The organism is Isoptericola sp. b515 (genome assembly GCF_030588125.1).
GTDB classification, from domain to species: domain Bacteria; phylum Actinomycetota; class Actinomycetes; order Actinomycetales; family Cellulomonadaceae; genus Isoptericola; species Isoptericola sediminis.
This window is the reverse complement of record NZ_JAUQYR010000001.1, coordinates 472,357-492,405: the sequence shown is the minus strand read 5'-3', so window position 1 is coordinate 492,405 and position 20,049 is coordinate 472,357. Positions and strand designations below refer to the sequence as shown.

Annotated in this window: 18 protein-coding genes and 1 pseudogene; 9 read left to right on the top strand and 10 right to left on the bottom strand. The window is 75.2% G+C overall.

Going from position 1 to position 20,049, the window contains the following annotated elements:
* Positions 1 to 6: 6 nt before the first annotated feature.
* The 3 genes from Q6350_RS02285 to mshD form a co-directional block, all read right to left on the bottom strand.
* Positions 7 to 1,053 carry an NUDIX hydrolase gene (locus Q6350_RS02285; RefSeq protein ID WP_304602679.1) on the bottom strand — a complete coding sequence of 349 codons (1,047 nt, stop codon included), beginning with the start codon at positions 1,051 to 1,053 and terminating at the stop codon, positions 7 to 9.
* 8 nt (positions 1,054 to 1,061) lie between these two features.
* Positions 1,062 to 3,296, bottom strand: coding sequence for an RNA degradosome polyphosphate kinase (locus Q6350_RS02280; RefSeq protein ID WP_304606674.1), 2,235 nt, complete (start codon positions 3,294 to 3,296; stop codon positions 1,062 to 1,064).
* Positions 3,297 to 3,468: 172 nt separating this feature from the next.
* Positions 3,469 to 4,416, bottom strand: coding sequence for a mycothiol synthase (gene mshD, locus Q6350_RS02275; RefSeq protein WP_305064956.1), 948 nt, complete (start codon positions 4,414 to 4,416; stop codon positions 3,469 to 3,471).
* A 75-nt stretch (positions 4,417 to 4,491) separates the two neighbouring features.
* Here mshD and Q6350_RS02270 point away from each other — a divergent pair, with 75 nt between their 5' ends.
* A complete protein-coding gene (locus Q6350_RS02270) occupies positions 4,492 to 5,256 on the top strand; it encodes an AraC family transcriptional regulator (RefSeq protein WP_171246517.1) in 765 nt (254 codons plus the stop codon).
* Positions 5,257 to 5,397: 141 nt separating this feature from the next.
* On the opposite strand, the gene acs is transcribed toward Q6350_RS02270, so the two are convergent.
* Together acs and Q6350_RS02260 are read right to left on the bottom strand one after the other, a co-directional pair.
* Positions 5,398 to 7,395: an acetate--CoA ligase gene (gene acs / locus Q6350_RS02265; protein WP_304602677.1), complete on the bottom strand. Its 1,998-nt coding sequence runs from the start codon at positions 7,393 to 7,395 to the stop codon at positions 5,398 to 5,400.
* Between the two features lie 444 nt (positions 7,396 to 7,839).
* Complete coding sequence (locus tag Q6350_RS02260; RefSeq protein WP_305064954.1) at positions 7,840 to 8,670, bottom strand: HAD family phosphatase; 831 nt, start codon at positions 8,668 to 8,670, stop codon at positions 7,840 to 7,842.
* A gap of 139 nt (positions 8,671 to 8,809) precedes the next feature.
* Between Q6350_RS02260 and Q6350_RS02255 the strand changes: the two genes are divergently transcribed.
* From Q6350_RS02255 to Q6350_RS02225, 7 genes and pseudogenes are all read left to right on the top strand, one after another.
* Complete coding sequence (locus tag Q6350_RS02255; protein WP_304606676.1) at positions 8,810 to 9,592, top strand: pilus assembly protein FlpE; 783 nt, start codon at positions 8,810 to 8,812, stop codon at positions 9,590 to 9,592.
* Complete coding sequence (locus tag Q6350_RS02250; protein WP_305064953.1) at positions 9,589 to 10,755, top strand: TadA family conjugal transfer-associated ATPase; 1,167 nt, start codon at positions 9,589 to 9,591, stop codon at positions 10,753 to 10,755. The genes Q6350_RS02255 and Q6350_RS02250 overlap by 4 nt, the downstream gene beginning before the upstream one ends.
* Complete coding sequence (locus Q6350_RS02245) at positions 10,752 to 11,399, top strand: hypothetical protein (protein ID WP_305064951.1); 648 nt, start codon at positions 10,752 to 10,754, stop codon at positions 11,397 to 11,399. The genes Q6350_RS02250 and Q6350_RS02245 overlap by 4 nt, the downstream gene beginning before the upstream one ends.
* On the top strand, positions 11,396 to 12,007 hold the full coding sequence (locus tag Q6350_RS02240) for a type II secretion system F family protein (RefSeq protein ID WP_305064949.1): 612 nt from the start codon (positions 11,396 to 11,398) through the stop codon (positions 12,005 to 12,007). Before Q6350_RS02245 ends, Q6350_RS02240 begins: the two co-directional genes overlap by 4 nt.
* A 104-nt stretch (positions 12,008 to 12,111) precedes the next feature.
* Positions 12,112 to 12,342 (top strand): DUF4244 domain-containing protein, encoded by a 231-nt coding sequence (locus Q6350_RS02235; protein ID WP_304602671.1) that lies wholly within the window; start codon positions 12,112 to 12,114, stop codon positions 12,340 to 12,342.
* Positions 12,339 to 12,689, top strand: coding sequence for a TadE family type IV pilus minor pilin (locus Q6350_RS02230; protein WP_304606681.1), 351 nt, complete (start codon positions 12,339 to 12,341; stop codon positions 12,687 to 12,689). The genes Q6350_RS02235 and Q6350_RS02230 overlap by 4 nt, the downstream gene beginning before the upstream one ends.
* A pseudogene (locus tag Q6350_RS02225) lies at positions 12,686 to 13,024 on the top strand (Rv3654c family TadE-like protein); the annotation flags it as partial. The gene Q6350_RS02230 and the pseudogene Q6350_RS02225, both read left to right, overlap by 4 nt.
* A 60-nt stretch (positions 13,025 to 13,084) precedes the next feature.
* Here Q6350_RS02225 and Q6350_RS02220 read toward each other — a convergent pair.
* Positions 13,085 to 13,954: a CoA ester lyase gene (locus tag Q6350_RS02220; RefSeq protein WP_369810797.1), complete on the bottom strand. Its 870-nt coding sequence runs from the start codon at positions 13,952 to 13,954 to the stop codon at positions 13,085 to 13,087.
* Between the two features lie 19 nt (positions 13,955 to 13,973).
* Positions 13,974 to 16,532: a DEAD/DEAH box helicase gene (locus tag Q6350_RS02215; RefSeq protein ID WP_305064945.1), complete on the bottom strand. Its 2,559-nt coding sequence runs from the start codon at positions 16,530 to 16,532 to the stop codon at positions 13,974 to 13,976.
* Positions 16,533 to 16,678: 146 nt separating this feature from the next.
* On the opposite strand from Q6350_RS02215, the gene Q6350_RS02210 reads away from it, so the two are divergent.
* Positions 16,679 to 17,479 carry a transglycosylase family protein gene (locus tag Q6350_RS02210; RefSeq protein ID WP_305064943.1) on the top strand — a complete coding sequence of 267 codons (801 nt, stop codon included), beginning with the start codon at positions 16,679 to 16,681 and terminating at the stop codon, positions 17,477 to 17,479.
* A 19-nt stretch (positions 17,480 to 17,498) separates the two neighbouring features.
* Here Q6350_RS02210 and Q6350_RS02205 read toward each other — a convergent pair whose 3' ends face one another.
* The 3 genes from Q6350_RS02205 to Q6350_RS02195 are packed head-to-tail and all read right to left on the bottom strand — an operon-like array spanning position 17,499 to position 20,048.
* Positions 17,499 to 18,806: a M18 family aminopeptidase gene (locus tag Q6350_RS02205; protein ID WP_304606683.1), complete on the bottom strand. Its 1,308-nt coding sequence runs from the start codon at positions 18,804 to 18,806 to the stop codon at positions 17,499 to 17,501.
* 34 nt (positions 18,807 to 18,840) lie between these two features.
* Complete coding sequence (locus Q6350_RS02200) at positions 18,841 to 19,800, bottom strand: ArsA family ATPase (protein WP_304602666.1); 960 nt, start codon at positions 19,798 to 19,800, stop codon at positions 18,841 to 18,843.
* On the bottom strand, positions 19,791 to 20,048 hold the full coding sequence (locus Q6350_RS02195; RefSeq protein ID WP_171246506.1) for a cory-CC-star protein: 258 nt from the start codon (positions 20,046 to 20,048) through the stop codon (positions 19,791 to 19,793). Before Q6350_RS02195 ends, Q6350_RS02200 begins: the two co-directional genes overlap by 10 nt.
* Position 20,049 lies beyond the last annotated feature (1 nt).

The window sequence follows — 20,049 nt, the reverse complement described above, 5'->3', positions numbered from 1 at the left end:
GGAGCCTCAGAAGACCTGCGGAGCCACCCGCTCGGCCGCGACCACCTTGGGGCCCTTCGGCGTGCGCGCCACGTGCGCGACGAGCGCCTCGCCCGGCTCCAGGTAGGGGTCGCGCCGCGGCAGCGTGGAGGCCACCGACCGGCTCGAGTGCTGGCCGAGCACGTCCAGCACCGTCGGCAGCACGGGGCGGTGCGTGCACAGCACCGAGGCCCGGTCGGCCTCCAGCAGGTCGCGCACCGCCGCCGCGACGCGCGCCGGGGAGCGTTCGTGCTGGGCCTCGCCGAGGTTGTCGCTGTACTCCGGGCGCAGGTTGGCGGCGCGCACGTACGGGTCGATCGTCGTCGCGCAGCGCTCCCAGCGGCTGGAGATCACCGCGTCCACGCCGTAGGAGGCCAGCACCGGCACGAGGGCGGCGGCCTGCCCGTGCCCCAGGGGTGTGAGCGGACGGTCCTGCTCGACGCCGTACCAGTTGGCGCGCGGCAGGGCCCGTCCGTGCCGGACGATGACGACGGCGTGCGTGGCCAGCTGGCCGTCGCGGTGCGCCTCGACCAGCGCGTCCAGCGGCCCGCGGTCGGTGCTCCGGGTCAGCCGCTCGGCGGCGTCCTCGGCGTCGAGCCACTCGGCCTTGTCGATCTCCCGCTTCGAGGCGGGGGCGACCGGCGTCCGCGCGGCCAGCGCCCGGGAGTCGTGCTTGGCCGAGGCGCGGCGCGCGGCCCAGTAGTGCACCCGCTTCACCCGGCCCTCCGGCGTCAGGTACTGCAGACCGGGCAGCGGGAGCCCGAGGACCACGGGTTTGCCCGTCTCCTCGGTGACCTCCCGCACGGCGGTGGTCGCCAGCGACTCGCCCTCCTCGTGCTTGCCCTTGGGCCACGACCAGTCGTCGTAGCGGGGGCGGTGGACGAGCTGGACCTGGAGGCGGTCGTGACGGATGCGCCACACGACCGCACCGGCGGTCTGGATCACCGGGGCGTGCTGCACGGACGTCGGCCCCAGCGGGTCGACGAACGGGGTCGCGGTGCGCAGGACGCGTCCGGACTGGGACGTGGTGCTCATCGGGCGGCTCAGCGGGAGCTCGGCGGACGCCGGCGGTGACGGTCGACCAGCACGGACTGCAGGTCCACCGTCGGGCGGCCCTCGTCGTCCTCGACCTGGCGCCGCCAGGTGCCGTCCGGCTCGAGGTGCCACGCGGCGGTCCGGGCCGACATCGAGTCGTTCATCAGCTCGAGCAGCTCGAGGATCTGGCCGGTGTCCTTGACCCGGATGAGCGCCTCGACCCGGCGGTCCAGGTTGCGGTGCATCAGGTCGGCCGAGCCGATGAAGACCTCCGGCCCGTTGCTCTCGCCCTCGCCGATGGCGGGGCCGACCGAGTTCGCGAACGCGAAGATGCGCGAGTGCTCCAGGAACCGGCCGAGGATCGACCGCACCCGGATGTTCTCGCTGAGCCCCGGCACCCCGGGGCGCAGCGCGCAGATGCCGCGGACCACGAGGTCGACCTTCGCCCCGGCCTGGGAGGCGCGGTACAGGGCGTCGATCGTCGCCTCGTCGACCGCCGAGTTGACCTTGATCCGCACCCACGCCTCGTGCCCGGCACGCGCGGCCTCGGCCTCGCGGTCGATCCGCTCGATCAGCCCGCTGCGCACCGTGCGCGGCGCCACGAGCAGGCGGTGGAACTTCGAGTGCGGCGCGTACCCGGAGAGCTGGTTGAACAGCCGGGTCAGGTCCTGGCCCACGTCCGGGTCGCAGGTCAGCAGGCCGTGGTCGGTGTACAGCCGCGCCGTCTTCGGGTGGTAGTTGCCCGTGCCCACGTGGCAGTAGCGGGCCAGCCCGTCCGACTCCTGGCGCACCACCAGGGAGAGCTTGCAGTGCGTCTTCAGCCCCACGATGCCGTACACGACGTGGACGCCGGCCTCCTCCAGCTTGCGGGCCCAGGAGATGTTGGCCTGCTCGTCGAACCGGGCCTTGATCTCCACCAGGGCCAGGACCTGCTTGCCCGCCTCGGCGGCGTCGATGAGCGCGTCGACGATCGGGGAGTCGCCCGACGTGCGGTACAGCGTCTGCTTGATCGCCAGCACCTTCGGGTCGGCCGCGGCCTGCTCGAGGAACGTCTGCACCGACGTCGAGAACGAGTCGTAGGGGTGGTGCAGGAGCACGTCCCGCTCGCGGATCGCGGCGAACACGTTGCCGGGCATCGCCGACTCCACCTCGGCGAGCTGGCGGTGCGTCGTCGGGACGAACGGCGGGTAGTGCAGCTCCGCGCGGTCGATGTCGGCCAGCACGTTGAGACCCGTCAGGTCGAGCGGCCCGGGCAGCTGGTAGACCTCCTCCTCGACCACGCCGAGCTCGCGCACCAGCAGCTCGCGGATGCGCGGCGAGATCTCCTCGTGCAGCTCGAGGCGGACCGGCGGGCCGAAGCGGCGCCGCAGCAGCTCCTTCTCCATCGCCTGCAGGAGGTTCTCGGCGTCGTCCTCCTCGACCTCCACGTCCTCGTTGCGGGTGACGCGGAAGGTGTGGTGCTCGCGGATCTCCATCCCGGGGAAGAGGTAGTCCAGGTGCTGGGCGATGACCTCCTCCAGCGGCACGAAGGACTTCTGCGTCCCACCCTTCTGGGTCGGTGTCGGCGCGCTGGGGCGGCCCCGGTCGTCGACGGCGATGAACCGCGGCAGCAGCGGGGGCACCTTGACCCGGGCGAAGTGCTCCTTGTCGGTCAGCGGGTTGGCCACCACGACGGCCAGGTTGAGCGACAGCCCGGAGATGTAGGGGAAGGGGTGCGCGGGGTCCACGGCCAGCGGCGTGAGCACCGGGAAGATGTGCTTGCGGAAGAACTTGTGCAGGCGCTGCTGCTCCTTCTCGAGCAGCTCGTCCCAGTGCACGAGCGTGATGCCCTCGTCGTGCAGGGCCGGCGAGACGTCGTCGCGGAACACCCGGGCGTGCCGGTCCATCAGCTCGTGGGCCTTGGCGCCGATGCCGGCGAGCACCTCGCGCGGGCTGAGGCCCGAGGCCGCGGTGACGGCGATCCCGGTGGCGATGCGGCGCTTCAGGCCGGCGACCCGGACCATGAAGAACTCGTCCAGGTTCGAGGCGAAGATCGCCAGGAACCGCACGCGTTCCAGCAGGGGCAGGGACTCGTCCTCGGCGAGCTCGAGCACCCGTTCGTTGAAGGCGAGCCAGCTCAGCTCGCGGTCGGCGAACCGGTCCTCGGGGAGCTCCGGCTGGTGCAGGGACTCCTCGACGACCTGGTCCTGGTCCGGCTCCTCGGCGATGTGCTCGGCGATGTGGGCGGCGAGCTCGGGATCCATCCGGCGGGGTCCTGCCTTCGCTGTCGTACGGGTCTCGGACGAGGTGGAGGTGGCGGCAGCCACGAACCGGCCACGGGCGTCGCGTCGACGCGCCGCGGGGGTGGAGGAGCCTGTCATACGCCCCATCGTGGCACTGATTGCCGACCGGTGGGTGACGCAGGCGTCGACCGGGTCAGGGGCGGGCGTACTGCACGTCCACCGCGGCCCGGGTGAACCCGGCCCGCTCGTAGGTGCGCAGCGCCGGGACGTTGTCGCCCTCGACGTACAGCACGGCGCGCGTGCAACCCACGGCCGCCAGGTGCTGCAGCCCCGCCCGGGTCAGCAGCCGCCCGAGTCCCTCGCCCTGCGTGCCCGGGTCGACGCCGAGGGCGTAGATCTCGCCGTCGGCCTGCCCTGCCGGCTGGTCGGTCTCCACCTTCGTCCACACGAAGCCGGCCGGCCGGCCGTCCGGACGGTCCAGCACGAGGAACCCGGCCGCGTCGAACCACGGCTCGGCCAGCCGGGCCCTCAGGTCGTCGGGGCCCAGGCGCCCCTGCTCGGGGTGGTCGGCGAACGCCAGCGCGTTGAGCGCCAGCCAGGCGTCGTCGTCCTCGCCCGGCCGGAACGGACGCAGGACGTAGCCGTCGGGCACGGCGGGGGCGTCGGCGGCGTCGCCCGCCCCGTCGAGCGGGCGGGCCAGGAACAGCAGCTCGCGCACGACGGCGTAGCCGTGGGACTCCGCGAAGGCCCGGGCGGCGGGCAGGTCGCCGTGGGCCCACACCCGCAACGGCTTGCCCCGCTGGTCGGGGGCCCCGGACCGCTCCGGCAGCCGCGCGTCGCGCTCCGCGGTCCGCAGCAGCAGGCTGCCCACGCCGGCGCGCCGGTGCTCGGGGTGGACGACCATCTCCGCACCGGCCACGTCGCCCCCGCGGTCCACCTGCAGGTAGCCGATCGTCGCGCCCGCCCGGGACCGGACCACAGCGTGGGTCAGGTCCGCGCCGTCGTCGCCGAGGCGCAGCAGCGGCTGCTCCGAGAGCGGGTCCACGCCGTCGTGGGCCGCGGCCGTCGAGGCCAGGGTGCGCACGGCGTCCTGGGCGGACGGGGACAGGGGACCGATCTCGATCGGGACGGGAAGTCGCACCCGACCATTGTGGCCCCTGGCCCGTGCCCGCCGGCGCTCCGGCGAGGGTCCGCGCCGGTGGTAGCGTCCGACGCCATGGCGATCGGCGCACCCGTGGAGCTGTGGCCCGAGGCCGAGCGGCTCATCGACGCGTTGTCCCCCGAGCTCGTCGACCTGCTCGACGAGATGTCGGGCACGATGTTCTGCGCCAAGGACGTCACCGGCCGGTACGTGCTGGTCAACCGCACCTTCGTGGACCGCGCCAACCGTCGCTCGCCCCGCGACGTCGTCGGCCGCACCTCGGCCGAGCTGTTCGCGCCCGAGCTCGCCGCCCGCTACGAGGAGCAGGACGGCAGGGTGCTCAGCGAGGCCTGGCCGCTGCGCAACGAGCTCGAGCTCATCCGGCGCCCCGGGGGTGTGCCGGGGTGGTACCTGACGACCAAGCTCCCCGTGCAGCGGGACGGCGTCGTCCTCGGGCTCGTGTCCACCTCCCGGGACCTGAACACCCGCGACGTGCACGACCAGGTGATCGGGTCCATGGCCCGCGTGGTGCAGGTCGTCGAGGACCGTCTGGGCGTGGGCGTGACCCAGGCCGAGCTGGCCGAGGTCGCCGGCTGCACGACCGGCGCCCTGGACCGTCGGATGCGACGGATCTTCGGGCTGACCCCCAAGCAGTTCGTGCTGCGGGCGCGGGTCGACCACGCGACCACCCTGCTGACGCAGACCGACCTGACCCTCGCCGAGGTGGCGGTGCGGGCGGGGTTCTACGACCAGCCGTCGTTCACCCGGACCTTCGTGCGGCTGACGGGGGAGACGCCGTCGGTCTACCGGCGCAAGAGCCGGGCGCTGGCCACGGAGTGACCCGGCTGACGTGACCCGGCCGACGTGAGCCACATCCGCCGACGACGGCGAGGTCGTACCGTCCGCGTCGCGGTCGCACCCGCGGGGTACGACGGGGACGCGGACGGTACGACCTCGCGGTCGTGGTGGGCTCGCTCCGGCTCAGTCCTCCGAGGGCTTGCCGAGGCCGGCCTGGATCAGGTTCATCACCGACGAGTCCGCCAGCGTCGTGGCGTCGCCGACCTCACGGTTCTCGGCGACGTCGCGCAGCAGGCGACGCATGATCTTGCCGGACCGGGTCTTGGGCAGCTCGGGCACGACGAGGATCCTGCGGGGCTTGGCGATCGGGCCGATCTCCTTGGCCACGTGGTCGCGCAGCGTCTTCTCGATGCGCGCCGATCCCTCGTCGGTCGAGGCCTCGTCAGCGTGCTCGCCGCGCAGGATGACGAACGCCACCACCGCCTGGCCGGACATCTCGTCGGACGCCCCGACGACGGCGGCCTCGGCGACGAGGTCGTTGGACACCAGGGCCGACTCGATCTCGGTCGTGGACAGCCGGTGCCCGGAGACGTTCATGACGTCGTCCACGCGACCGAGCAGCCAGATGTCGCCGTCCTCGTCCTTCTTGGCGCCGTCCCCGGCGAAGTACAGGCCGGGGAACCGGGACCAGTAGGTGTCCTTGAACCGCTGCAGGTCGCCCCAGATGCCGCGCAGCATCGACGGCCACGGCTCGGACAGCACGAGGTAGCCGCCTCCGCCGTCGGGCACCGGCTTCGCCTCGTCGTCGACGACGTCGGCGCTGATGCCCGGCAGCGGGACCTGGGCCGAGCCCGGCTTGGTCGCGGTGACGCCGGGCAGCGGGCTGATCATGATGGCGCCCGTCTCCGTCTGCCACCAGGTGTCCACGATCGGGGTGGTGTCACCACCGATGACGCGGCGGTACCACATCCACGCCTCGGGGTTGATCGGTTCGCCGACCGAGCCGAGGAGCCGCAGCGAGGACAGGTCGAAGCCGGCGGGGATCTCCTCGCCCCACTTCATGCAGGCCCGGATCGCGGTCGGGGCGGTGTAGAACAGCGAGACCTTGTACTTCTCGACGAGCTCCCACCAGCGGCCCTTGTGCGGGGTGTCCGGGGTGCCCTCGTACATCACCTGGGTGGCGCCGTTGAGCATCGGTCCGTAGACGATGTAGGTGTGCCCGGTGACCCAGCCGATGTCCGCCGAGCACCAGTAGACGTCGCTCTCCGGCTTGAGGTCGAAGACGTTCTTGTGCGTGTAGGCGGCCTGGGTGAGATACCCGCCGGTGGTGTGCAGGATGCCCTTCGGCTTCCCGGTGGTCCCGGAGGTGTACAGGATGAAGAGCGGGTGCTCGGCCTCCACCCAGGTGGGCTCGTGGACGTCGTCGGCGGTGTCCACGACGTCGTGCCACCACACGTCCCGGCCCTCGGTCCAGTCGACGTCCTGCTCGGTGCGGCGGACCACCAGCACGTGCTCGACGCTCTCGGCGCCCTCGCCGCGCAGGGCCTCGTCGACCGCGGGCTTGAGGGGGCTGGGTGCACCGCGGCGGTAGCCGCCGTCGGCGGTGATGACGACCTTGGCCTCGGCGTCGGCGATGCGGCTGCGCAGGGCGTCGGCGCTGAACCCGCCGAACACGACCGAGTGCGCGGCGCCGATCCGGGCGCAGGCGAGCATGGCCACGGCCGACTCGACGAGCATGGGCATGTAGATGACGACGCGGTCGCCGGACTCGACCCCGAGCGCGGCCAGGGCGTTGGCCGCGCGGGACACCTCGCGCTGCATGTCGGCGTAGGTGACGGTGCGGGTGTCGCCGGGCTCGCCCTCGAAGTGGATCGCGACCCGGTCGCCGAGGCCGGCCTCGACGTGCCGGTCGACCGCGTTGTAGGCGGCGTTGAGGGTGCCGTCCGCGAACCAGCGGGCCACCGGCGCACCGGACCAGTCGAGGGTCTCGGTGAAGGGCGTCCGCCAGGTGACGAGGTCGCGGGCCTGGCGCGCCCAGAACTCGAGGCGGTCGGCCGCCGCGTCGTCGTACAGCGACGGCTGGGCGTTCGCCTGGGCGGCGAACTCCCCGCTGGGGGGGAAGGTGCGGGTCTCGTGGAGCAGGTTCTCCAGGCTCGGGCTGCTGGACTGGGTGTCGGTCACTGGTTCCTCCGCGTCGTCGCGTTCCGTCCGTCCGCGTGCCTCTCCGGGCCGCATCACAGGCGAGTCTAGACCCGCACCGTGACCGGGATCACGCCCGGGACGGCGAAAGTAAGGAATGCTCCGCAATCCGCTCGGCGGCGCCGTTCCGCGAGCGGTCGCCCTGGTCCGCCGAGCGGTCGTGGTCGCGCCCGGACGGTGCGTGACCGGGTGGGGTGCCGTTCGGGCGACGGTCCCGACCCACCACGCGAACGGCGCCCGGGCACGGTGGCCGGGACGCCGTTCACGCCGGACAGGACACGGGTAGCAGGCGCCTTGTCCTCGATCGCCGTACCGGGTCCAGCCCGTTCGACGAGTCCTCGACGTGGACTTCCTGAGCGTGGGTCCCGCGTGCCGTCCTGACCCGTCCATCAAACGCCCGGGGGACGTCCACCGCAAGCGCCCGCGTCAGGCGAGGTCGCGTCCCTGGCGACGGCGCCACCACCACGTGAGGCCCACCGCGCCGAGCAGCCCGACCGCCGCCAGCACCGGGACCGGGCGCACCCGCGGGCGCAGCGCCACCGGGCGGGTGAAGGTCAGCATCTCCCACCCGTTCTCGGCGGCCATCCGGCGCAGCGCACGGTCGGGGTTGACCGCGTGCCCGTGCCCCACCGCGGCCAGCATCGGCGCGTCGGTGACCGAGTCCGAGTAGGCGTAGCAGCGGTCCAGGTCGTAGCCGCGCTTCCGGGCGAGGTCCCGGATCGCCGTCGCCTTGTTCTCCCCGTAGGCGTAGAAGTCGATCTCCCCGGTGAACCGGCCCTCGGCGACCGCCATCCGGGTGGCGACCACGTGGTCCGCCCCGAGCATGGCGGCGATCGGCTCCACCAGCTCGGTGCCGGACGCCGAGACGACGACGACGTCGTGCCCGGCCTCGTGGTGCTCGGTGATGAGGTCCACCGCCTCGGCGTAGACGTACGGGTCGACGTGCTCGTGCACGGTCTCGGCGACGATCTGCTTCACCCGGGCCACGTCCCACCCGGTGGCCAGGTCCGACAGGTGCTGGCGCATCCGCTCGGTCTGGTCCGCGTCCGCGCTGCCGGCCATGTAGAGGAAGTGCGCGTAGGCGCTGCGCAGCACGTCGCCGCGCGTGATGAGCCCGCCGGCGAGGAACGAGGGGGAGAACACCGCGGTGGAGCTCGTGGCGATGATCGTCTTGTCCAGGTCGAAGAACGCGGCGACCCGTCGGCCCGTCGACGTGCCGCCCCCCTGCTGCTGCGGCTCCAGCGGCGAGGTGCTCATGGGGGCGAGCCTAGCGCCGTCCTGGAGGAGGTCGGCAGGGCCGCGGGAGCGTTCGGGGACGTCACCCCCAGGTCTCGTCGTCCCCGGCGGCCGCGTCGTGGCCCGCGACGGTGTGGTCCGGCCCGGCACGGTGGCCGCCATGGACCTCACCACCACCCCTGCGGACGGCGTGCCCCCCGTGCCGTCCGCCGCACGTCTCGTCGGGGTCCTCGGAGCCTGCGGCGGGGCCGGGACCTCGCTGCTCGCCGCCGCGCTCGCCCGCGCCCTGAGGCGGCGGGTGGGGGCGACCGCGCTGGTCGACCTGGACGTCCCGGGCGCCGGTCTGGACGTGCACCTCGGGATCGACGGCGCCGCGGGTGCCCGCTGGAGCGACCTCGCCGGCGCCCGGGGCACGGTCGACGGTGACGCCCTCGTCGCCGCCCTGCCCCGGTGGGGTGCGGTCCCCGTCCTGTCCGGAGGGCACCGCGACGCCACCGCACCCGACGAGGCCGTCGTGCTGGACACGACGACGGCCGTCCTGCGCACCGGGCACCGGGTCGTGCTCGACCTGCCCCGCCCCTGGATCTGCACCGCGGCCGCGGCCACGCTGGTCGGCGCGGCGGACGCCGTCGTCCTGGTCACCCCGCTGCGCACCGGCGGCGTCGCCGGAGCGCTGGCCGCGCTGCGACAGCTGGACGACGTCGGTGCCCCGCACGTCCTCCCGGTCGCCTGCCGGCCCGCGCACGGCCGGGTCGACGAGCGCGGGCTCGGCGAGGTGCTCGGCCACCCGGTGGTCGCCACCGTCGGCTGGGACCCGCGGCTCGCAGGCCGCCTGGAACGCGGCCACGGCCCGAGCACGGGACGCCGGGCGCCGCTCGGACGTGCGGCGACCCGGCTCGTGGACGCGCTGACCGGCACCGCGGCCCGACGGGAGGCGGCGTGACGACGCTCGACGACCGGCTTCTCCACGACGTCCGGACCCGGCTCGGCGGTCCTGGCCGCACCACGCCGCCCGATGCCGCTGACGTCGCCGCGGCGTTGCGGTCCACCGGCCGGGTCCTCGGGTCCGACGCGCTCGCCGACCTCACCCGCGCGGCCCGGGCCGAGCTGGTCGGCGCCGGTCCGCTGCAACCGCTCCTCGAGACGCCCGGCGTCACGGACGTCCTGGTCAACGGGCCCGAGGAGGTCTGGCTGGACCGGGGCCACGGCCTGGAGCGTGCCGACCTGGCGCTCGCGTCCCCGGGTGCCGTGCGCGAGCTCGCGGTCCGCATGGCCGCCGTCGCCGGCCAGCGTCTCGACGACGCCAGCCCTGTCGTCGACGCCCGCCTGCCCGACGGCACCCGGCTGCACGCCGCCGTCGCGCCCGTCGCCCCCGAGGGCGCGGTGATCGCCCTGCGGGTGCTGCGACAGGCGACCCACGACCTGCGGGCGCTCGCGGAGCGCGGCGCCCTGCCGGACGCGTGGGTGCCGGTGCTGCACGGGCTCGTGCGGGGACGGGCGAACCTGCTGGTGACCGGGGGCACGGGCACCGGGAAGACGACCCTGCTCGCCGCCCTGCTCGGCCTGGTCCCCCACGACGAACGCCTGCTCACCGTCGAGGAGGCTCGGGAGCTGGCCCCGGTCCACCCCCACGTCGTGGCGCTCGCGGCGCGGCGGCCCAACGTCGAGGGGGTCGGCGAGATCACGCTGGCCGACCTCGTGCGGGGTGCGCTGCGCATGCGTCCCGACCGCATCGTCCTGGGCGAGTGCCGCGGGGCCGAGGTGCGCGAGCTCCTGCTCGCCCTCAACACCGGGCACGACGGCGGGATGGCCACCGTGCACGCCAACGCCGCCGAGCACGTCCCGGCGCGCCTCGAGGCGCTCGCGGCGCTGGCCGGCATGTCCCGCGCCGCCGTCGCCGCGCAGGCCACGGCCGCCCTCGACGTCGTGCTGCACCTGCAGCGCCGGCGCGGGGTGCGCCACCTGGCCCAGATCGCCACCGTGCACCGCGACGGCCACGGGGACCTGCAGGTCGTCCCGGTCGCCACCTGGCAGGGTCCGGGCGACGTCGCCGAGCCGGTCCCCGGCCACGGTTGGGACGCGCTGCGGCGGAGGTGGGTGGCGTGAGCGTGCTGGCCGGCCTGTGCGTGGCCGGTGCGGTCTGGTGCGTGACCGCTCCGGGCGGACGTCGGCCCGCCGGGCTCCTGCCGGGCGCGGGCGGGGCGGACGCCCCCCGACGAACGCCTCGACGCCGCGGGCGGGGCCGGGCTCCCGACGACGTCCGGGTCGCCCTGGCCCGGGTGGTCGCCCTGCTGCGGTCCGGGGCCGCCCCGGCCACCGCCTGGGCGCGCGGGCTGGACGTGTCCACCGATGTCGACGGCCTGCCCGTCACCGGGCGCCTGGCCGAGGTCGTGACCGATCCCCGGCAGGCGGCGGCGGTGTTCGCCGGGGCACGCCTGTCGAGGGACGTGGGCGCGCCGCTGGGACAGGTCCTGGAGTCGGTCGCGGACGCGCTCGTCGCCGAGGCCGAGGCCGCGGCGGAACGGGACGCGGCGCTGGCCGGACCGCAGACCACCGCGCGCGTGCTGGTCTGGTTGCCGGCGCTGGGCGTGCTGCTCGGCGGGGTGCTCGGTGCCGACCCGGTGGGGTCGGCCACGGACGGCGGGTTCGGCACCGCAGCGGTCGTCGCGGGCGGGATCGCGCTGGCCGCCGGCCGGTGGTGGACGACCCGGCTCGTCGGTGCCGCCCGGCGGGCCGGAGGTCCGTCGTGACAGCCGTCGTGGTGGGCGCGTGCGTGCTGGTCGGCCTCTCCCCCTGGTGGTGGACGCCTGTCGGTCCGCGGGCCGCACGCCGGCGCGGTGCCGACCGCCGGGGGAGTCGCGGCCCCGACCGCGCGGGCCGTCCCGTCGGGGACGACCCCGGCGGTCCGGTCGACGTGGCCGTGCTGCTCGAGCTCGTCGCCACGGCCGTGCGCAGCGGCGTCGGCGTCCCCCGGGCGCTGGAGGCCGTGGGGTCCGCGGTCGGTGGTCGGGACGGCCGGACCCTGCGCGCCGTGGCGGCCTCCCTGCGGCTCGGCGGCGACTGGCACGTGGCCTGGGAGGCCTCCGGCGGTGTGCGGCCCGGTACCGGCACGGCCCGGCTCGCCCCGCTGCGGGACGCGCTGCGCAGCGCATGGACCGACGGCGTCGCACCGGGCGAGTCGTTGCGGGCCGCCGCGGCCGAGCTGAACCAGCGCCGACGTGCCGCGGCCCGCTCGGCGGCGGGTCGGCTGGCGGTACGGCTCGTGCTCCCGCTGGGCCTGTGCTTCCTGCCGGCCTTCGTCCTGCTCGGGCTCGTGCCCGTCCTGCTCTCGCTCGGTGTGGACCTCGTGTCCGGCTGAGCGCCGACCCCCGCCACCGGCGGGTCCGACCCCGGCCGTCCGGCCCGGGTCCCGACGGGCGGCCGACCTCCGCGGCCGGCCGCCCGCGACCGAGAGGAGAACACATGACCGTCGAGACGACGCCCGAGAGCCCGGGGGCCGCGGTGCCCGAGGTGCCGGAGCCCGCTGCGTCCGTGACGCCCGACCTCGACCCGGAGGCGGGGCTGGCCACCGCCGAGTACGCCATCGCGACCATCGCGGCGGCCGGGTTCGCCGGGCTCCTCATCCTCGTGCTGCAGAGCGACACGGTGCGCGGGATGCTCGAGTCGATCATCAGCTCGGCGTTGACGGTATGAGCCCCCGCGACCGGTCCGAGCGTGGCGCGGTGACGGCCGAGCTGGCCGTCGGTCTTCCCGTCGTGGCGCTGCTGCTGGTCGCGGTGCTCACCCTCGTGGCCGCGTCCGCCGCACAGCTGCGTGCGGCGGACGCGGCGCGGGCGGGCGCGCGGATGGTCGCCGTCGGGGAGGACGAGGCCGCCGTCCGTGCTGCCGTGGCGCGGGTCGGCGGCGCCGGGGCCGAGGTGACGGTGATTCCCGAGGGCGACTGGGTGCGGGTCGTGGTCACGCGTCCGGTGGCCGGGGGCGTCCTGGCCGGGATCCCGCTGGAGGCGACCGGCGGGGCCGTCGCCTGGGTCGAGCCGTGACGGCCGTCGACCGCGAGCGCGGCGCCGGCACGGTGCTGGTCCTGGGTCTGGTCGCCGTCGTGCTGCTGTGCCTGACCGGGCTGCTGGCCCTGGTGGAGACGCAGCAGGCTCGGGCGGGAGCGCGGACGGCCGCCGACCTCGGCGCGATCGCCGGTGCCGAGGCGCGCCGGTGGGGGTACGACGCCTGCCCGGTGGCCCGCCGGACGGTGGTGCACCACGGTGCCCGGCTCGCCCGCTGCGAGCAGCACGACGGCGGCGTCGTGGAAGTGGTCGTCCGGCGGCCCGTCAGCGGTCCCGGCTCCCGGTTCGGTCTCGGCGCCGCCACGGCGAGCGCCCGGGCCGGACCCGCCGGGGCGCCGCGGCGAGCGCGCCGGCGGGGTGCCGGCCGGCGAGGGTCAGGAGGGTTCGACCCGGAAGAGTCGCGCGCGCTCGGAGATCAGGCGGGCGCGGGCCAGACGCGGCTTGTCCGACCCGTCGCGGATCACGGAACCGGAGGCCTCGAACTCCGCCAGGAAGTCCTGGGCCCAGGCGACGTCCGCCGGTGCCGGGGACAGGACCTCGTTGATGACCGCCGGCTGCTCCAGGTCGAGGCAGATGCGTCCGGTCATCCCCATCGCCACGGCGTCGCCGGACTGCTCGCGCAGGAGCGGGTGGCTGGACCCGACGGTCGGGCCGTCGATCGGTCCGGGCAGCTCGCCGATGCGGGAGGCGTTGACGAGACGCGACCGGGGGTAGGCCATCGCCAGCGGCTCGTTGGCGGCACCGGTGTCGCGGCGGTAGTCCCCGGAGCCGAAGGCGAGCCGGAACGCGCCCGGCGCGCGCGCGATGCGGACGGCGTCCTCGATCCCCAGGGCGGACTCCACCAGGGGGACGACCGGGACGTGGCCGCCCAGCCGCTGGACGGTGTCGACCACCTGGTCGGGGCTCTCGCACTTGGCGAGGATCACGCCGCACAGCCCCTCGGCGTCGCGGAACGCGGTCATGTCGTCGGCCCAGGCGGCCGCGCCGCGCTCGTTGACCCGCACCCAGGCGCGTCCGCCGGTGCGGAACCAGTCCAGCACCAGACGGCGGGCCTCGTCCTTGCGCGACTCGTCGACGGCGTCCTCGCAGTCCAGCACGAGCTGGTCCGCCCGGGACAGCTGCGCGGCGTCGAAGTCGTCGGCGCGCAGCGCGGACAGCAGCAGCCACGAGCGGGCGTTCGCCGGGTCGACACGGGTGTTCTCGCGCCGGTCACGGCGTGCGGTGAGTTCGTCCTCGGGGGTCACGCCTCGATCGTAGGGGGTCTCACGACGTCGGGGCGCCCGCCGGGGCGTGGGACAGCACGGCGTCGAGCAGTCGCACGGCCCCCGTCTTGTCGAGCGGGGAGTTCTCGTTGCCGCACTTCGGGGACTGCACGCAGGCCGGGCAGCCGTCGGCGCAGGGGCAGGCGGCCACGGCCTCCCGGACGGCCCGCAGCCACTGCGCCCCGAGCTCGTACCCGCGTTCGGCGAACCCCGCACCGCCCGGGTAGGCGTCGTAGACGAACACGGTCGCCTCGCCGGTGTCGGGGTGCCGGGCGGTGGAGACGCCACCCAGGTCCCAGCGGTCGCACGTCGCCAGCAGCGGCAGCAGGCCGATCGCGGCGTGCTCGGCGGCGTGCAGCGCGCCGGGTGCCGTCTCCTCGTCCACCCCCGCCGCACGCAGCACGAAGTCCGGCACCGACCACCACACGGCCGTCGTGCCCAGCGTGCGGGCCGGCAGGTCCAGGGCCTCGGTGTCCAGGACCTGCATGTCCGGGATGCGCCGGCGCTGGAAGCTGACGACCTGGCTGGTGACCTCCACGGGGCCGAGACCCCAGGTCACGGGTCCCCACTCACGGCCGCGGGCGGGTGGTGCGCCCTCGGGTGCGGGGTGCTCGGCGTCGCCGGGCTCGGCCAGGCTGATCTCCATCAGCTCGCGCGACCAGGTGGCGTGGTCGACGTCCCGGCGCGCGACGAGCGCCACGTGCTCGGCGAGGTCCAGGTGGTCCACGACGAACGTCACGCCCTGGTGCACGTAGACGGCTCCGTCGTGCACCTGACCGTCGGCGGACGCGGCGTCGACCGTCCCGAGGAGCCGACCCGTCGAGGCCTCGACCACCCGCACCGGACGCCCGCCGCTGCCGCGCAGGTCGGCCAGGTCCGCGGCGGGCTGGGCGTGCGTCCAGTACCAGCCGGAGGGGCGGCGCCGCAGCGCCCCGCGGGCCACGAGCACGTCGAGGATCTCGCGGACCCGGGCCGGGTCGCCGAACCGGGCCAGGCCCTCGCTGCGCAGCGGCAGCTCCTGCGCCGCCGCGCAGAGCTGGGGAGCGAGCACGTACGGGTTGGCGGGGTCGAACACGCAGGCTTCCAGGGGCGCGTCGAACACGGCCTCGGGGTGCGTGACGAGGTAGGTGTCCAGCGGGTCCTCGCGCGCGACGAAGGCCACCAGCCCGTCGGCGCCGGCCCGTCCGGCGCGTCCGGCCTGCTGCCACAGCGACATCCGGGTCCCGGGCCAGCCGGCGACGAGCACGGCGTCGAGACCCGAGATGTCCACCCCGAGCTCGAGGGCGTTGGTGGTCGCCAGGCCGAGCAGCGCTCCCGAGCGCAGGGCCTGCTCCAGCTCGCGGCGCTCCTCGGGCAGGTAGCCGCCACGGTAGGCGGCGATCCGGCCGGCCAGCTCGGTGGAGACCGGGCGCAGGTGGTCGCGGGTCTGCTGCGCCACGGACTCGGCGCCGCGCCGTGACCGCGTGAACGCCAGCGTCCGGGCCCCGTGCGCGGCGAGGTCGGCCAGGAGGTCCGCCACCTCGGCGGTGGCGGACCGGCGCGGGTGCTCGGCCTCGCCGGACGGGGTCAGGACGGCGTCGGCCTCGTGCGCCTCCCGGTCCAGGGGGTCGGGCAGTGCCCACGGGTCCGCCGCCGGGTCGAGGCCGTCGGCGCCGACCCGCTCCACGGCGGGTCCGGTGATCTCGGGCGGGCGCCACAGCGCCACGGTGCGCCGCCCCGACGGCGAGGAGTCGCGGGTGACGGCCGTGACCTGGTCCGGGTCGACGCCGATCAACCGGGCGGCGCTGACCGCCGGGTCCGCGGTCGTGGCGCTGGCGACGACGACGGTCGGGGCCGCGCCCCCGAGGTGCTCGACCAGCCGGGCCAGGCGTCGCAGCACGAGCGCGACGTGCGCGCCGAAGACGCCGCGGTAGGTGTGCCCCTCGTCGACGACGACGTACCGCAGTCCCCGCAGCAGCCGCGTCCACCGGCGGTGCTGGGGCAGCAGCGCGAAGTGCAGGAAGTCGGGATTGGTCAGGACGACGTCGGCGTGGTCGACGACCCAGCGCCGCTCCTCGGTCGAGGTGTCGCCGTCGCAGGTGGCGGTGCGCACGTCGCGGATGCCGGCGGCGTCGAGCAGCCCCGTGAGACCGGAGAGCTGGTCCGCGGCGAGGGCCTTGGTGGGCGACAGGTACAGCGCGGTGGCGCCCCGGTGCCGTGCCTCGATCCGTCCGGCGTCGGGCGTCGCGGCCCGCCGGGCGTCGCGGACGGCGGTCAGGGCGGGCAGCCAGAACGCCAGGGACTTGCCCGAGCCGGTCGAGGTGGCCAGCGCCACGTGCTCGCCGCGCCAGGTGGCCTCGGCCGCGGTGACCTGATGGGTCCAGGGCCGTTCGACCCCGAGCGCGCGACACCCGGCGACGAGGTCGGGGTCGGCCCACGCGGGCCAGTCGGCGTGCTCCCCGGTGCGCGCCGGGAGGGTGCGCAGGTGCGTCAGGCGGTCGGCCCGGGCGCCGTGCGCGGTCAGCACGTCCACGAGGGGATGGTTGTCCCCGGGGACGGCGGCAGGGTCGCGGGACGGCACGCCGACAGTGTGGCACCCGCGGCCTGGTCGGTCTGTGCGGAGGCGTCCGGTTCGCCCGAGCACGGGTGCGTAGTGGCGGCGAGGGTTGTGTGAAGGAACACGGCGCGGGGCTGTTATCAGATCGTGATCATCGTTTCCTGGTCGCCATGACCACACCCCTTCGGCGGCTCGGCGCGACCGTGGCCGCGGCGACCGCAGTCGCCCTCGTCCCCGTCGCCGGCCTCCCGGCGACGGCCGCCTCGGCCGCCGCGGCGCCGTCCACCGCCACCGCGGCGCCCGCCGCCGTCGGCCCCGTGCCGACCGCCACCACGACGACGTACCGCTGGGTCAAGGCCGACCGTGCCCGCACGACGGTGAAGCGCAGCCCGAGCAGCCGGACGATCGCGCGCCCCGACGACGGCACCCGGCTCGTCGTGCTCGACCGGTACCCGAAGCGGCTCAAGGTCCGCCTCCCCGACGGCCGGGTCGGCTGGGTCGGCAAGAAGCGGGTCACGTCCGTCCCGCTGCGCGACATCATCGGCCGGACCTACACGACCAAGCGCTTGCGCGTCACGAAGGACATCCGCACGACGTCGCGCACGATCACCTATGCCGACCTCGGGACCCGGGTCGTCAAGCGCGCCCGCACGACGCAGCGCGACGTGGACCGGATCAAGGTGAAGCTGCCCGGCGGGCGCACCGGCTGGGTGCGCGAGGGACGCTTCACGAAGCGCGACGTGTGGGGCGAGCTCGCGCAGTGCGAGTCCGGGGGCCGGGTGCGCCTGAACACCGGCAACGGGTACTACGGGATGTACCAGTTCTCGTCCAGCACCTGGCGCGCCGTCGGCGGCTCGGGACTGCCGCACTACCACGGCGCGCAGGAGCAGACGAAGCGCGCGCAGATCCTCCAGCGGCGCGCCGGCTGGGGGCAGTGGCCGCACTGCACGAGCAAGCTCGGGCTGCGCTGAGCCACCCGCCCGGGCCGGGTCAGCGCACCAGCACCGCGCCCATCGCCCGCATCAGGTACCAGGGGTCGACGACGGCGGTCAGCTCGCGGGCCGAGTGCATCGACAGGATCGGCACGCCGACGTCGACGACCCGGATCCCGAGGCGCGTCGCCGTGATGGGGCCGATGGTCGAGCCGCACGGGATCGTGTTGTTGGACACGAACTCCTGGGTCGGCACCTCGGCCGCGTCGCACGCGGCCTGCCAGGTCGCGGCCCCGTGGGCGTCGGTCGTGTAGCGCTGGTTGGCGTTGATCTTCAGGATCGGGCCGCCGCCGGCGACCGGCTGGTTCGCCGGGTCGTGCCGCTCGGGGTAGTTGGGGTGCACGGCGTGACCGACGTCGGAGGAGATGCACAGCGACGCCGCGAGCGCACGGTGGCGGTCCTCGCCGCTCGCACCGAGCGACCGGGACACGCGGTCCAGCACGTCGGCGAGGAAGGGGCCGGCCGCGCCGGAGCGGGACTCCGAGCCGATCTCCTCGTGGTCGAAGGCGGCGACGACGGCCACCCCGGTGAGGGCGTCCGGCTCCGCCGCGAGCAGGGCGGTCAGGGCGGAGTGCGTCGAGAGCAGGTTGTCCAGGCGACCGGAAGCCCACAGGTCGCCGCGGGCCCCGAACGCCCGCGGCTCCTGGGTGTCGGCGACGACCACGTCGTACCCGAGGACGTCGGCCGGGTCCACGGCGCCGCCCGCGACGCGGGCGGCGAGCTCGCCGAGGACGTCGTGCTCGCTGACCTCGCCCAGCCCCAGCACGGGCTGGGTGTGGCGCTGCTTGTCCAGGGTGAGGCCGTCGTTGACGCTGCGGTCCAGGTGGATCGCGAGCTGCGGGATGCGCGCGAACGGCCCGGTGCGCACCAGGTGCTCGGCGCCGTCGCGGGTCACGACGCGTCCTGCCAGCTCGAGCTCGCGGTCCAGCCACGAGTTCAGCAGCGGGCCGCCGTACACCTCGACACCGGCCTGCACCCAGCCGCCGCGACCCGTGGTCGGCTTCGGCTTGAGCTTGAACCCGGGGGAGTCGGTGTGCGTGCCGAGGATGCTGAACGGCGTCGTCGGGCCCGCCGTCGGCGGGACGACGAACGCGATCGCGGACCCGTCCCGGACGACGACGTAGCGGCCGCCGGGCGTGACCTCCCAGACGTCGGTCTCGGTCAGGCGGGTGAACCCGGCCTCCTGCGCGCGGCGGGCCGTCTCGGCGGCCGCGTGGTACGAGGACGGGGACGCGCTGACGAACCGGCCGAGGTCCTCGGCGTGTACGCGGGCGGCGTCGGGGACGGTGCGAGTGGTGTCCTGCATGGTCCGCATCCTGCCACGGTGGCGGATGGCCGGATCAGAGGTGGCCGGCGAGGGTGGTCAGCGCGCTCGCGCCGACCAGGTCGTCGCCCAGCAGCGGCACCTCGTCGCGCGGCAGGTGTCCCAGGTGCTCACCCAGCGTGGCCAGGTGCGCCTCCTCGCCGACCCGGCGGGCGGCCAGCAGGTCCCCGGCGTCGGCCGGGGAGCGCTTGTTCACCACCAGTCCGCCGACGGGCACGCCGATGCCCTCCAGGGTGCCGACCAGCTCGACCGACTCCAGCACGGGCAGCCGCTCGGCCGCGAGCACGACGACGAACGCGCACCGGGCGGGGTCGGTGAGCACCTCGCGCAGCAGCGCGAACCGTTCCTGGCGACGGGTGAGCACCGCCCGGATCTCGGCGTCCCGCCGGGCGGCCTGCTCGGCGCGCCCGCCCAGCATCTGGGCCGCTGCGCCGAAGCGCTCGGAGCGCTCGCGGCGTCGCAGCAGCCCGTCGGTCCACGCGCCCATCGTCTCCGGCAGCGACAGCAGCCGGGTGGTGTGCCCCGACGGCGCGGTGTCGAAGACGACGAGGTCGTACTCCTGCGTCCCCTGTTCCACGAGGTCGGCGACGCGTTCGAGCACCGCCGCCTCGTGCATCCCGGGGGCGTCGCGGGCGAGGTCGAGGTGGCGGTCCACCTCGCCTCCGAGGTGCTCGGGCACCAGCCGCCGGAGGGTGGTGCGCACGGCCGACAGGTGCGCCGCCGTCGTCCGCTCGGGGTCGACCTCCACGCCGTCGAGGTGCCCATCGGACCCTTCGGCGAGCCGCACGACCTCGTCGCCCACCTCGCGGATCCAGAGGTGGCCGAGGTTGTGCGCCGGGTCGGTGGAGACGACGAGGACCCGTCGGCCCTGGCGCGCCTGGTGCAGGGCGACGGCGGAGGCGACGGAGGTCTTGCCGACGCCGCCCTTGCCGCCGAGGAAGAGCACCTGCCGCCGGGCGGCGAGGTCTAGCAGCACGAGACTCCCTCCAGCGGGGAACGGTCCATGCCGAGCCGCGTGTGCCACTCGTGCACGCGGTCGGCCAGCAGCGGCAGCAGCTCGACGGTGTAGTACGTGGCGGGGTTCGGCACCCCGAGCGCCTCGGCGAGGACGACGATCGTGAACAGGTCGTCCTCGTCGCGCCGGGCACGGGAGAGGGTGCGCCGGTAGGGCGCCTCGTAGAACTCCCGCAGCCCGGCGGACAGGGCGCTCAGGGTGCCGGCCACG

Excerpts from the sequence above, each read along its gene's own strand:
- Q6350_RS02235 (WP_304602671.1), top strand. The coding sequence starts at position 12,112 with ATGACCGTCGAGACGACGCCCGAGAGCCCGGGGGCCGCGGTGCCCGAG.
- Q6350_RS02255 (WP_304606676.1), top strand. The coding sequence starts at position 8,810 with ATGGACCTCACCACCACCCCTGCGGACGGCGTGCCCCCCGTGCCGTCC.
- Q6350_RS02205 (WP_304606683.1), bottom strand. The coding sequence starts at position 18,806 with ATGCAGGACACCACTCGCACCGTCCCCGACGCCGCCCGCGTACACGCC.
- Q6350_RS02230 (WP_304606681.1), top strand. The coding sequence starts at position 12,339 with ATGAGCCCCCGCGACCGGTCCGAGCGTGGCGCGGTGACGGCCGAGCTG.
- Q6350_RS02285 (WP_304602679.1), bottom strand. The coding sequence starts at position 1,053 with ATGAGCACCACGTCCCAGTCCGGACGCGTCCTGCGCACCGCGACCCCG.
- Q6350_RS02210 (WP_305064943.1), top strand. The coding sequence starts at position 16,679 with ATGACCACACCCCTTCGGCGGCTCGGCGCGACCGTGGCCGCGGCGACC.
- Q6350_RS02270 (WP_171246517.1), top strand. The coding sequence starts at position 4,492 with ATGGCGATCGGCGCACCCGTGGAGCTGTGGCCCGAGGCCGAGCGGCTC.
- Q6350_RS02280 (WP_304606674.1), bottom strand. The coding sequence starts at position 3,296 with ATGGATCCCGAGCTCGCCGCCCACATCGCCGAGCACATCGCCGAGGAG.
- Q6350_RS02260 (WP_305064954.1), bottom strand. The coding sequence starts at position 8,670 with ATGAGCACCTCGCCGCTGGAGCCGCAGCAGCAGGGGGGCGGCACGTCG.